The 12,677-nt window shown below is 58.3% G+C and carries 12 protein-coding genes; 7 read left to right on the plus strand and 5 right to left on the minus strand.

Annotated elements, in window-relative coordinates; translation table 11 throughout:
• The first annotated feature begins 27 nt into the window (after nucleotides 1-27).
• The gene (locus Q4S41_RS10095) at nucleotides 28-1,302 is read left to right on the plus strand and encodes a BaiN/RdsA family NAD(P)/FAD-dependent oxidoreductase (protein ID WP_305030985.1); all 1,275 of its coding nucleotides are present in this window, start codon (nucleotides 28-30) and stop codon (nucleotides 1,300-1,302) included.
• A gap of 62 nt (nucleotides 1,303-1,364) precedes the next feature.
• Nucleotides 1,365-1,823, plus strand: a complete 459-nt coding sequence (locus Q4S41_RS10100) for a PA2169 family four-helix-bundle protein (RefSeq protein WP_305030986.1) — start codon at nucleotides 1,365-1,367, stop codon at nucleotides 1,821-1,823.
• Nucleotides 1,824-1,954: 131 nt separating this feature from the next.
• On the opposite strand, the gene Q4S41_RS10105 is transcribed toward Q4S41_RS10100, so the two are convergent.
• Nucleotides 1,955-3,976, minus strand: coding sequence for a DEAD/DEAH box helicase (locus Q4S41_RS10105; RefSeq protein WP_305030987.1), 2,022 nt, complete (start codon nucleotides 3,974-3,976; stop codon nucleotides 1,955-1,957).
• Between the two features lie 443 nt (nucleotides 3,977-4,419).
• Nucleotides 4,420-4,614, minus strand: a complete 195-nt coding sequence (locus Q4S41_RS10110; protein ID WP_068239330.1) for a cold-shock protein — start codon at nucleotides 4,612-4,614, stop codon at nucleotides 4,420-4,422.
• Between the two features lie 156 nt (nucleotides 4,615-4,770).
• Here Q4S41_RS10110 and Q4S41_RS10115 point away from each other — a divergent pair, with 156 nt between their 5' ends.
• Complete coding sequence (locus Q4S41_RS10115; protein WP_305030988.1) at nucleotides 4,771-5,181, plus strand: acyl-CoA thioesterase; 411 nt, start codon at nucleotides 4,771-4,773, stop codon at nucleotides 5,179-5,181.
• Here the strand turns inward: Q4S41_RS10115 and Q4S41_RS10120 are convergent, their stop codons facing one another.
• A complete protein-coding gene (locus Q4S41_RS10120) occupies nucleotides 5,182-5,550 on the minus strand; it encodes a hypothetical protein (RefSeq protein WP_305030989.1) in 369 nt (122 codons plus the stop codon). It abuts the gene before it with no gap.
• Nucleotides 5,551-5,672: 122 nt separating this feature from the next.
• Between Q4S41_RS10120 and Q4S41_RS10125 the strand changes: the two genes are divergently transcribed.
• Nucleotides 5,673-9,071: a UvrD-helicase domain-containing protein gene (locus Q4S41_RS10125; RefSeq protein ID WP_305030990.1), complete on the plus strand. Its 3,399-nt coding sequence runs from the start codon at nucleotides 5,673-5,675 to the stop codon at nucleotides 9,069-9,071.
• Between the two features lie 4 nt (nucleotides 9,072-9,075).
• On the opposite strand, the gene Q4S41_RS10130 is transcribed toward Q4S41_RS10125, so the two are convergent.
• On the minus strand, nucleotides 9,076-9,612 hold the full coding sequence (locus tag Q4S41_RS10130) for a hypothetical protein (protein WP_305030991.1): 537 nt from the start codon (nucleotides 9,610-9,612) through the stop codon (nucleotides 9,076-9,078).
• 36 nt (nucleotides 9,613-9,648) lie between these two features.
• Here Q4S41_RS10130 and Q4S41_RS10135 point away from each other — a divergent pair, with 36 nt between their 5' ends.
• The 3 genes from Q4S41_RS10135 (at nucleotide 9,649) to Q4S41_RS10145 (ending at nucleotide 11,511) form a co-directional block, all read left to right on the plus strand.
• Entirely contained in the window at nucleotides 9,649-9,942 is a 294-nt protein-coding gene (locus tag Q4S41_RS10135) for a hypothetical protein (protein WP_305030992.1), read from the plus strand.
• Between the two features lie 15 nt (nucleotides 9,943-9,957).
• Nucleotides 9,958-10,092: a hypothetical protein gene (locus tag Q4S41_RS10140; protein ID WP_305030993.1), complete on the plus strand. Its 135-nt coding sequence runs from the start codon at nucleotides 9,958-9,960 to the stop codon at nucleotides 10,090-10,092.
• Nucleotides 10,093-10,176: 84 nt separating this feature from the next.
• Nucleotides 10,177-11,511, plus strand: a complete 1,335-nt coding sequence (locus Q4S41_RS10145) for a leucine-rich repeat-containing protein kinase family protein (protein WP_305030994.1) — start codon at nucleotides 10,177-10,179, stop codon at nucleotides 11,509-11,511.
• A 161-nt stretch (nucleotides 11,512-11,672) separates the two neighbouring features.
• Here Q4S41_RS10145 and Q4S41_RS10150 read toward each other — a convergent pair whose 3' ends face one another.
• Nucleotides 11,673-12,599: an alpha/beta hydrolase gene (locus Q4S41_RS10150; RefSeq protein WP_305030995.1), complete on the minus strand. Its 927-nt coding sequence runs from the start codon at nucleotides 12,597-12,599 to the stop codon at nucleotides 11,673-11,675.
• Nucleotides 12,600-12,677: the final 78 nt, after the last annotated feature.

The raw sequence follows: 12,677 nt of genomic DNA on the forward strand, positions 1-12,677 counted from the left end.
GCCCCGACCAGGCCGTACCTTTGCCGGGTGAATATTGATGCGTCCCGACCTCTTGTAGCCGTGCTGGGCGGTGGTGCCGCCGGTTTTTTCGGCGCCATTGCCTGCGCCGAGGCTAATCCAAACCTGCAAGTCATTTTGCTGGAAAAAACGGGGAAGCTGCTCAGCAAAGTTCGCATCTCGGGCGGCGGCCGCTGCAACGTGACGCATTCCTGCGAGTCGGCCGCGCAACTGGTAGCGCATTACCCGCGCGGCAGCAAGCAGTTGAAATCGGCCTTTCAGCAATTTGGCGTGGCCGAAACCATTACTTGGTTTGCCCAGCGCGGTGTCGCGCTCAAGACGGAGGCCGATGGCCGCATGTTCCCCACCACCGACTCCAGTGAAACCATTGCTCAGGCCTTGGAAGACGCGGCCCGCAAGGCCGGGGTCCGCATTGTTACGAATATCAGTGTAGATGAAATTCAGCCCTTGCCCACAGGCAGTTTCTCTTTAAATCTCAGTGGCAGCGGCGCAGCTAAATTCGGTGACACCTTGCTCGCAAGCCGGCTGCTGATTGCCACCGGCGGCAATCCCAAAAGCACCAATTACGATTGGCTCCGCGCCTTGGGCCATACCATCGCTGAGCCAGTCCCGTCGCTCTTCACCTTCAACGTGCCCAATTCGCCCCTGAGCGAGTTGATGGGCGTGAGCGTGCCGCACGCCCGCGTGGTGCTGGCGGGCGAAAAGCTGCAATACGAAGGCCCTCTACTGGTCACGCACTGGGGTGTGAGCGGCCCGGCCGTGCTCAAGCTCTCAGCCTGGGGCGCCCGCCGCCTAAGCGAGTTGGGCTACGTCGGAACCGCTCTGGTTAACTGGATTCCTACCTTTACTGAAGAGACACTGAGGCCCTGGCTGCAACAGTTCCGGCAGGAAAATGGCAAGAAAACGGTGGCCGCCAACCCACAGTTTGGCCTGCCCCAACGGCTCTGGCGCAACCTGACCGAGCAAGCCGGCATCGGTCCGGAGCTGCGTTGGAGCGACGTGCCCGCCAAAGCGCAAAACCGCTTGCTGGAACTCCTGCTTCGTTCGCCTCTAGCTGTGCGCGGCAAGACGACTTATAAGGAAGAATTTGTGACCTGTGGCGGAGTTTCACTCGCCGAAATTGACCTCAAAACAATGCAGAGCCGCCGCGTGCCCGGCCTATATTTTGCCGGCGAAGTCCTGGATATCGACGGCATCACCGGCGGCTTCAACTTCCAGGCGGCCTGGACCACCGGATTCCTGGCCGGCCGGGCTATGGCCGAGCCGCAGCTGGTAGCTGTGTAACCTTCCACGCGGACAGGGAGTAAACGAAGGCATAATCTTTCACCTTAAATTACCCTTTCCACATGGAAGCCAAAGCCACCCAAGCCCTGCTCAACGAACTGGTTGAAACCCTCAAAGACGGCCAGAAGGGCTACGCCGAAGCCATGGTTGACGTGCAAGACGCCGACCTAAAGGACACCTTCAAGCATTTCGCTGCCCAGCGTTCGAGCTACCTAAATGAAATCGAGGACCAGATGTTCAAGCTGGACCTCAAGCCCGACACCAACGAAGGCGCCCAGGGCTCCATTACCGGCGCCGTGCACCGCGCCTGGATTGACCTGAAATCGGCTGTGACCGGCAAAGACCGTCACAGCATCCTCGCCGAGTGCGAGCGCGGCGAAGACTACGCCAAGAAAGCCTACCAGACCGCCCTGAAAGCCGAAGGCCTGCCCGCCGGCCTGAAAGCTGTCATCGAGAAGCAATACCAAGGTGTGGTTGAAGGCCACGACAAAATCAAAGCCCTGCGCGATTCGGCGAAATAGTTTTCAGCATCACTTTTGCTTTAAGCCCAACAAAAAAGCCGCTCAATGAGCGGCTTTTTTGTCTTCTAACCTTCTTCTTAATAAACACTTGTATCGTCACAGCTGGTTAATCCAGTTAATTCACAAATAGACTATTCGTCAAAGCTCTCGTTGCGGGGAGCACGGGGTGCGGGGCGCGTGTCATACTCGCGGGGCGTGCCGTAGCTCGGCTTGTTGCCATAGCTGGGCTTGTCGCCGTAGCTCGGACGGTTGCCGTAACCCGACTTGCCGGTGCCGCCTTCGCGACGCTCGCCACCACCGTAGCTGGGGCGGTTGCCGTAGCTGCTGCCACCGTCGCGGTTGCCTTTGTAGCCGCCGCCGTAGCCACCTTCACGACGCTCGCCGCCGCCAAAGCTGCCACCGCCGCGGTTGCCACCTTTGTAGCCACCGCCACCAAAGCCGCCCTCACGCCGCTCACCGCCGTTGAACGGACGACGCTCCCGGTCGCCGCCAAAGCCGCCCGGGCCGCCACCGCCCATGCGGTTGAAGCCTTCTTCCTTGGCGGCCGCATCCTGCACCGGCGTTGCGATGCTGAAGCTTACCGGCGTGCCCTGGATGCTGGTGCGGCCCAGCTTGCTCACAATCTCGTCGGCAAATTCCGACGGTACTTCCACGAAGCTGAACTTGTCGTAGAGGGCGATATCGCCCACTTTGGCACCGGTCAGGTTGCTCGACTCCGAAATCAAATCCACGATGTCGCGGGGGTGAATCCGGTCTTTTTTGCCCATCGTCACGAAGAGGCGGGTGTAGCCGGGGCGGGCCTGACCGGCTGCCTTGCTGGCGTCGAGGCTCTGCTGCGCGCTCTTGTCCTCCTTCATGGTCATTTTCAGCAGCGCGGCGGCGATGTCGAGCGAGGTGATTTCCTCACCCTGGTCGAGCAGGCGCTGCACGCGGCCCACGTATTTCTCGAGGTTGCCCTTCTCAATGATTTCCTTAATCTGGTTCAGGAACAGCGTGGTTTTTACTTCCGAAACATCGGCAAACGACGGCACCTGCTCCAGTTTAATCTGGGCCTTGGTGAAGCGCATGATGTCGCGCAGCTTATAAATGTCGCGGCCGCTCACAAACGTGAAGGCTTTGCCACTCTTGCCAGCGCGGCCCGTGCGGCCGATGCGGTGCACGTAGTATTCTTCGTCGGCGGGCAGGTCGTAGTTTACTACCGCTTCCACGTTGTCCACGTCGATGCCACGGGCGGCTACGTCGGTAGCAACCAGCACTTCCAGCGTCGATTTGCGGAATTTATCCAGCGTGTTCTGGCGCTGCTGCTGGCCCATGTCGCCGTGCAGGCCTTCGGCGAAGTAGCCTTTGGCTTGCAGGTCGGCTACGATTTCGTCCACCATGCGCTTGGTGTTGGCGAAAACGATGGTCGACTTCAGGTTGAACATGTCGAGCAGGCGGGTCAGCACGTCCTTTTTCTGGGGGCCGCGCACCTCGTAGTAGCTCTGCTCGATGTTGGTCACCGTCATCGTCTGGTGGTTCACCTTCACAATCTGCGGCTCGCGCTGATATTTCTTGGTGAGCTCCATGATGGGCTTGCTCATCGTGGCCGAGAAGAACACCGTCTGGCGCTCCTTCGGCATCTTGCTCAGGATGAACTCGATGTCGTCGCGGAAGCCCATGTCGAGCATTTCGTCGGCTTCATCCAGAATGATTTTGGTGGTGTTTTCCAGCTTCAGCGTACCGCGCTCGATGTGGTCCATCACGCGGCCGGGAGTGCCGATTACAATCTGCACGCCGCGCTCCAGGGCGCGGAGCTGACGGTCGTAGGGGCTGCCGCCGTAGATGGGCACCACCATCAGGCCGCGCTTGTACTTGCCCAATTTCTGGATTTCGCCCGACACCTGCACCGCGAGTTCGCGGGTGGGGCAGAGTACCAATACCTGCACGTCCTTGCTCTCAGTATCGATGTTATCGATGGCGGGAATGGAGAAGGCAGCGGTTTTGCCGGTACCCGTCTGGGCCTGGCCGATAACGTCTTTGCCGGCGAGCAGCACGGGAATAGCAGCGGCCTGAATGGCCGAAGCTTCCTCGTAGCCCATCTCGGTGATGGCGCGTTGTACTTCCTCGGAGAGGTTCAGTTCGTCAAAGCGAACCACAATTTTTTCAGCTTCCATGATTGGAGTTGATAAGGGGGAAAAGAGACTTAGCTCTGAAAACAGCCGTACTCAGCGACGTTTTCCCTCCTACTACCTTGTCACAATCAGGTGGGAAAAAACAACCAAAAAACTACGCGGCCAATGCGTTAGCGCCTCTCTCAGGCTTGCGCGGACTTGGGCCATCCTCAAATGCGGGTGCAAAGGTAGGATTTTTATTTCGGAAAAGCTAATGTGGGAGCAAGAACAATTTTTTAGCACGTCATGCTGAGCGCAGCCGAAGCATCTCGCGTGCCACCACTAATCCTTTCCTTGCGATTGGATTACTACCACACGCGAGATGCTTCGGCTGCGCTCAGCATGACGTGCTTTTTTCGTTCTGTCCTTCGTACTTACATCCCAAGCAGGCACAAAAAAAGCCCGCCAAAGGCGGGCTTTCTTAGAGTTGCAAAGCTGCGGCTGAATTAAACCAGCGATACTTTTACGGCGTTCGGGCCTTTTTTGCCCTGAGCTACTTCGTATTGAACTTTGTCGTTTTCGCGAATCGAGCTAACTTGGAGGTCGCTGATGTGAACGAAGATGTCTTCGCCAGTTTCGTCGTTTTTGATGAAACCAAAGCCTTTGGTGTCATTAAAGAATTTTACCGTTCCGGTGGGCATGGTGGTTGGTTGTGGAGTTTCCCTAAGCGTTTGGGCCACCGTGGCTTGATGTCTTAGGTTGCGTCAAAGATAGGCAGAAATTCCAAATGACCAAGTCGATAGATATTTTTTTCAATGCGTGCCGACCTTTGCCCGCTCCCCCTCCTACTATACAGTATGCCCGACGCACCGGCCCACACTTTTTCGCACGATTTTCAAGTTCCGGCCAGCGCCATTGATGCGCTGGGGCACGCCAACAACGTGGAATACGTGCGCTGGGTGCAGGACGTGGCCGGCGCGCACTGGCTCAGCATCTGCCCGGCCGAGCTGCGCGACCAGATTATCTGGGTGGTGCGCGAGCACCGGATTCGCTACCTGCAATCGGCCTTCGCGGGCGAGACGCTGCGGGCCAGCACCTGGGTGGGCGAAACCAGCGGGGCCACGTCGCTGCGCTACACCCGCCTCACCCGCGCGGCCGATGGCGTGCTGCTGTGTGAGGCGGAAACGACCTGGGTGCTACTCGACCCCAAGAGCGGCCGGCCTGTGCGCGTGACGGCGGAGATGGTGAGTTGGCTACTGCCGAAATAATTATGCTTCACCGTTAACCATCAAGTTGTCATACTTGCCAGTTGTTAGATTGATTACCAAACTGTAGTAACAATCTCCTCCATCCATAACTAACTGAATGCTGCTTCTCCATCCATCATGTGCGTAGCAGAAACAATTCACCCAAACTAATTTATTCCCATGCTGGTCGATAACGCAAACGTATTGGCGTTTATAGACCTTTAATTTATTTTCTTCTGCGGCACGAGTTAAAAACAACTTCACTTTATTTAAATCGGCTTGATTAAGAGTGGCTTGTTTCACATCTTTTTCAAAGCCGTATATATCCCCATCAGAAGCATAATATGGCAGAACAACAAAATCAGAAGCTGGTGCAGCTCTTAGTTTCATAGCAGTGACGGATGTTGCGCATCTGCATTAAACTCCAGCAATACCAAACCAAAACCAAGCAGCAATAATTTGTGCATTCTCATAATTATTGTCATTGCATTTGTAAATACAATCAAATATACATGCCTCCCTCCTTCCGCATCTACTCCTCTTCGGCCGGCTCGGGGAAGACGTACCAATTAACGAAAGAATACCTGCTGCTGGCGCTGGGGGCCGATGACCCGGCGTATTTCAAGCGGGTGCTGGCCATTACGTTTACCAACGATGCGGCGGGGGAAATGAAGCACCGCATTGTGGATGCGCTGCGGAATTTTGCCTACCCGGCGGCGGGCAAGCCGGATGCGCTGCTGGCCGACATTGCGGCCGAGCTGCAGTTGCCGGCGGCGGAGGTGCGGCGGCGGGCGGCGGCCACGTTTCGGCTGGTGCTGTACCACTACGCCGATTTTGGGGTGAGCACGATTGACTCGTTTGTGCAGCGGATTGTGACGGCGTTTACCCGGGAATTGGGCTTGCCGGCCACGTTTGAGGTGGAACTGGATACGGATGCGGTGCTGCAAAGCGCGGTGGCGGCCTTGCTGGACAAGGTGAACCGCGACCCGAACAGCAAGCTGCTGTCGCAGACGCTGGCGGAATATGCGCTGGGACAGGCTGAGGAGGGCAAAAGCTGGAGCCGCCTGCCGGAGGAGCTGGCCGGGTTTGGCCGGGTGCTGTTTAATGAGACGGTGCAGGAGGCGGTGGCGCAGCTGGACCGGTTGAGTCTGGCCGATTTTCGGCGGTTGGACAAGGAGATTCGGGCGCGGCGGACGGAGATTGAAGTGGCGTTTGGGCAGACGCGGGAGGTGGCGCTGGCGGTGCTGGACGCAGCGGGCGCGACGGAAGCCGACTTTTTCCAGGGTAAGCGGGGGATATTTGGCTACGTGCAGAAGGGCGTGGATTTGCTGGCGCCCGACGCGGGACCGAACAGCTACGTGCGCGCCACGCTGGCCGATGACAAATGGTACAGCGGCAAAATCAAGACGGCGACTGACCGGGAACGGGTGGATGCGGTTAAGGAACCGCTCGGCCAATTGGTGGCGACGCTGGATAAATTGCGCGCTGATTATTTACCGAATTATGTATTGTTGGCGGCGATGCAGCCGTATTTATTTCACGCTTCGCTGTTGAGTGAATTAAATAAAATAGTGGAGCAGATTAGCCGCGAGCGGAACGTGGTGTTGATTTCCGAATTTAACCGGCGCATTGCCAGCATTGTACTCACCGAGCCGGTGCCGTTTTTGTACGAGCGGCTGGGTGAGAAATACGAGCATATTCTGATTGACGAGTTTCAGGATACGTCCGTTTTGCAGTGGAATAATTTGCTGCCGCTGGTGGAAAACACGCTGGCGAATGGGCATTCCAGCTTGGCGGTGGGCGATGCCAAGCAGGCCATTTACCGCTGGCGCGGGGGCGAGATGGAGCAGATTCTGCGGCTGCACCAGGGCAACACGGAGGCGCTGGCTGCCCGCGCCCGCGAGCCGGAGATGCGCGAGCTGCTGCGGGGGCGCTACGAGGCGTTTCGGGGGAAGCTGGAGCCGAAGGCGTTGCAGGTGAATTACCGGTCGGCGCGGGAGATTATTGATTTTAATAACTTGTTTTTTGAGGCGGTGAGTGGGCGGCACGAGGCGCTGGGGCTGGTGACGGGGATTTATGACGCGCACTTTGGGCAGCAGGTGCCGGAATCGCAGCGGACCGACCAGCAGGGGCATGTGGAATTGTTATTCACCCAGAAGGATGCACCGGCGTTGATTTTCGACCCGGCGGCCGGCACCTACACCGCCGAGCCCCTCCCCGGCCACGCGGCCGAGGCGCTGCTGGGCTACGACGAAAGCACCTGCTATCTCACTCTGCAGCTGGTGGAGCAGGCGCTGCGCGACGGGTATGAACTGCAGGATATTTCGGTGCTGTGCCGCACACGCTACGCCAGTAAAATCATTGCCAAGTTCTTGAAAGAACGGGGCTACGCTATTATTTCGGCCGATTCGCTGGCGCTGGAATTTGCGGAGGTGGTGAACCTGCTGGTAAGCATTTTGCGGGTATTGCACCAGCCGGCCGATACGCTGGCGCGGGCCGAAGCCCTACTACTCGTGGACAAGGTGGTGCGCGGGTTGGCTCCCACGCCGGCGCGGGCGCGGCACATTGCGGCAGTGGCTAATGCGGCGGGCGGCACGTCATTTTTCGACGAGCTACGGGCGCTGGGCTACGACGTGAACGAGGCCGAAACCGGTAACCTGGGCCTCTACGAGCTGGCCGAGCGGCTGCTGAATTTGTTCGGGCTGCTGGGGCGCAACGGGGAGAGCGAGTACCTGTTTCGCTTCCTCGATTTGACGCTGGAATACAGCCTGAAATTTGGCAACAACCTGGGCAATTTCCTCACGCACTGGGAAGAGCGCAAGGGGCGCATCAGCATCAACGCACCGGGCGGACGGGCGGCCATCACCATCACCACGGTGCACAAGGCCAAGGGCTTGGCGTATGGGGTGGTGATTGTGCCCTTTGCCGACTGGAGCCTGGAGCCGCACCGGGGCACCCTGTTGTGGGGGCATTTGGAGGCGGGCCAGAAGCCCATCGAGCTGATGCCCGATGTGGCGGTGGTGAGCCTGAGCAAGGGCATTCAACAGACGGTATTGGGCGGGCAGTACGATGAAGAGCGCGAGAAAACATTCCTCGAAGGGCTGAATACCCTATACGTGGCCTTCACCCGGCCGCGCCACCGCCTCTACGTCATCAGCAAGCGGCCGGAGACCCAGAAAACCACCAAAACCGACGAGTTGGACGCCGCCGCGCCCACCACTGCGGCCCGCACCGTGGCCGATTTGCTCCACGGCTACCTGCTGGGCCGCGGCGAGTGGCAGGCAGAACAGGTGTCTTTCGTGGTGTCGAAAGGCTCGTTGGCGGCGAAAAAAAAGGCCGACAGCGCCCCCATGGCGGCTACTTACGAGCTGACCAACCTGGCCGCCGCGCCCTGGGAGGAGCGCCTGAAGCTCCGCCGCCACGCCACCACACTCTTCGATTTTGATGAGCAAAAGGCCCAGAGCGAGTGGAACCGCAAGCTGCACTTTGCCCTGCGCCGCCTGCTCACGGCCGCCGATGTGGGCCGGGTGGCCAGCCAGCTCGTGGCCGAGGGGATACTGAGCGCCAAGGAGCGGCCCGCGCTGGTCGCCAGCCTCGAAACGCTGGTGAGCGACCCGCGCCTGGCCCCCTACTTCGCCCCGCACCTGAGCGTGGAAACGGAGCGCGAAATATTGGTGGGCGGCGTGAAGCTGCGCGACTACAAGCCCGACCGCGTGGTGCTCGAACCCTCCCTCGAAGCCCACCACCGCCTGGGCGGCCGCGTCACGCTGCTGGATTTCCGCCTGCCCCCGCCGCAGGAGAAACACAAGCGCCTGCTGCGCAACTACGCCACGCTATTCGAGCAGTTGGGGTACGCGGAGGTGCGCGGGGTTATTTATTATTTCGGGACGGGGGAAGTGGTAGAGGTGTGAGGAATCAAGCCGCGAAAAACTCCTTATTAACTGCAGTTCCCCAGCCATGAAACTTCGAAAATTCCGAACGTTCAAACCGGCTTAAATCAGGTAATGGTAGTTGTGGTTGGTTCATTAAATCAATTACAATCATTGTTTCGTCAAACGTGCTTTTGCTATAACCAGCAGTTCCTGCATACAAATTAGCAAAGCCTATGTCCGCAACTGTATCTATCATTGTAACCAATGTTTCTGGGAGAGACAGGTACAGCTTCTGATACGCTTTGGACTGCGGGTGTTTTAAAAAAGTAACATTTTCAAATTTCTCGCTGGCGCTACTATTTAAAATAACTGTTGGCAAAAACCCTGTAATCTCATACTCCCATTCATCTAAAGAATTAGATGGAGTGAATTCCCATAGTTTCTCTAAAAGCGCTTGCACCAAAGTATCATCTTGCAGATTCAGGTGTTTGAAATATATTTCTAGGCAAGTAATACTAAAGGCGACCCGCCCTCGGATTGAAGTTTCTTTCAGTCGGTCAGCAAATGTTATGTGTTGCATATTTTTTCAAATGTCATAAGAAACACACCTTCAACAATGGGCAAAGAATACTTCATCAAATGTCAGAAACTCGATACCCAAGCAACTCGACGATTTCTTGAGCAGCGCTTTACTGTATTGGAAACAGCAGTAGGAGCTTTTGAGCTTTCGCTACGAGGTGCTACGCCAGAGCCGACAAGTGATTGGGTACCCGTAGTAGTTGCGTTTGAAACTGACGGTGTTTATTTCCTTGACAATTTAGCTTCTCCTTTCCAAGCGGCAAGCATTTTCATGCAGCTTGTTGACTTCTTATTGTCAAGGTCAGAAGTAATTACAATTACGGAGCCTTAATCCGGCAGCAAATCGGTGAGTAAGAAAGACACCGCGAAGCTGGAGCTGCGCAAGGTGCTGCAAGCCGTGGTGTACGGGTTGAAGGCCAATTTCCCGGACACGTTCGAGGCCGAGCTGCGCAGCTGGGGCTTTCGGAAGGAGAGCTATTAGGTTGTAGCGCGGACTTTTAGTCCGCGGGGTTCAGTTTTGTTCACTCGCGGACTAAAAGTCCGCGCTACGCCGACCTTTGCCCCCATGCACACCCTTGCCCAACTGCGCGCTGGCCAGCTTCACGGCCTCGCGCGCCTCGACCTTGCCGAAGGCCTCTCCGAATTTCCCCGCGAAATCTTCGACCTGGCCGACACGCTCGAAGTCCTCAACCTGAGCGGCAACGCGCTGACGGCGCTGCCCGATGACCTGGGCCGTCTGCATAAGCTACAGGTGCTATTTTGTTCCGATAACCAATTCACCGAAGTACCGGCAGCGGTTGGCCAGTGCTTAGCTCTGCAAATGGTGGGCTTCAAGGCCAACCAGATACGCACGCTGCCGGGCGCGGCCCTGCCGCCCGCCCTGCGCTGGCTCATTCTTACCGACAATCAATTGGAAGCGCTGCCCGCAGAAATTGGCCATTGCCAGCAGCTGCAGAAACTGATGCTGGCCGGCAACCGCCTCACCACCCTGCCCGAAACGCTGGCGAACTGCACCAATCTGGAGCTGCTGCGCATCGCCGCCAACCAACTTACGGAACTGCCGGCGTGGCTGCTGCGTCTGCCGCGACTCTCCTGGCTGGCGTATGCCGGCAACCCATTTTCGCGTCCGCTGGAAGCTGCCGCTGAGCAAAATCAGCCCATCGGGCCCATCGACTGGGCTGCCTTGCTACTGGCAGAACCACTGGGCGAGGGCGCATCGGGTGTCATTTACCGGGCGTGGTGGCAGCAGCCCAACACCGACGCCACCGAGGTGGCCGTGAAGCTTTTCAAAGGGGCCGTGACCAGCGACGGCCTGCCGCACTGCGAGATGCTGGCCTGCCTGAAGGCCGGCGCGCACCCCAACCTGATTGCCGTGGAAGGCAAAGTGCGCCACCACCCGGCCAGCGCCGAGGGATTGGTGTTGGAATTGATTGACGACGCTTTTGCCAACCTGGGCGGCCCGCCCAGCCTGGCTTCCTGCACGCGCGACGTGTATGCTCCCGGCACAGCGTTCACCCTTTCTACGGCGCTGGCTATTGCCCAGGGTATTGCCGCCGCCGCCGCGCATTTGCATGCCCAAGGCATCCTGCACGGCGATTTATATGCCCACAACATCCTCACCACGGCCGATGGAAACGCCCTACTGGGCGACTTCGGCGCGGCCTGCTTTTTTGAGGTGGCTGCCGCCTATGCCCCCGCCCTGCAACGGCTGGAAGTGCGGGCTTTCGCCTGCCTGCTGGAGGAACTGCTGCAACACTGCCCCGCCACGGCCGCCACGGAAGCAGCTGTGGCTCAGCTGTGGGCGCTGCAGCAACGCTGTGGACAGGCCGCCACGGCCAGCCGGCCGTTGATGGCCGAGATTGAGCAGGCGTTGGCGGAGGTTGCGGCCGGTTTAGGCTAGCGGATGGCGCTGGTTGAGGGTGTGAAGCATTAATAAACACGTTATGCAGAGCGCAGCGAAGCATCTCTACCGCGCAGGTAATTTATTTACTCTTGCGGTAAAGATGCTTCGCTGCGCTCTGCATGACGGACTAAACTTAATTGATGCCTCCGCCCTTAGCGCTATTTCGTCAGCCAGCCGTTAGCGTCGAACCAGTTGCGAAGGCGGTCGGTCCAGAGGTCTTTGGTGGTTTTGTTGTTCAGGCCGAAGCCGTGTCCGCCTTTGGGGTAGAGGTGCATTTCGGCCGCTACGCCGTGGCGCAGACAGGCTTGGTAAAACACGATGCTGTTGTTGACGGGCACCGTGCGGTCGTCCTGGGCGTGCACGAGGAAGGTGGGTGGCGTCTGGGCGCTCACTTGCAACTCGTTGGAATACTGCCGCACTAGCGCCGGCATGGGCGTTTTGCCCAATAGGTTGTCGCGCGAGCCGGCGTGCCGCAGCGTGTCATTGAAGCTGATAACCGGATACATGAGCACCAGAAACGCGGGCCGCACCGATTCCGAACCGGGGTTGGCCCCCACCGGCCTGGCAAATTGGGTGCCCGCCGTAGCCGCCAGGTGCCCGCCCGCCGAGAAGCCCATAATGCCGATGCGCTCGGGGTTGAGGCTGTACTTGGCGGCCTGCTGGCGCACGAGGCGCAGGGCCTGCTGGGCGTCGAGCAGCGGCGCAATAGATTTGTCGGGCTGGCTCTGGTCGTTGGGCAGGCGGTACTTCAGCACAAAGGCCGTCACGCCCATCTCGTTCAGGCGCTTGGCCACGTCGTAGCCCTCGCTGTCGATGGACAGGCGGGTATAGCCGCCGCCCGGGCAGATGATGACGGCCGTGCCGTTGGCCGTGCCCGCCGGCGGCAGAAAAACCGTGAGGTTGGGCTGCACCACGTTGGAGATGCGCACCCCGCCATTGGGCAGCGTCAGGCTGGTTTCCTGCACCGCGCTGGGCTTCGAGTCGGGCACGGTGCCGGTGTAAAGGGGAAAGGTTTGCTGGGCTGCCACCCGACCAGCCGTCAGCACGGCGAAGGTGAGCAAGCCAAAAAATGGAGTCTTTTTCATAGAAAGAACAATTGGATGTTACGTTTCAGCTTATGCCAAATACTGGCACAATACAGGATTGATATAGAATTTTTTGAC

The sequence above is a fragment of the Hymenobacter convexus genome (genome assembly GCF_030580955.1).
Taxonomy (GTDB): Bacteria; Bacteroidota; Bacteroidia; order Cytophagales; family Hymenobacteraceae; genus Hymenobacter.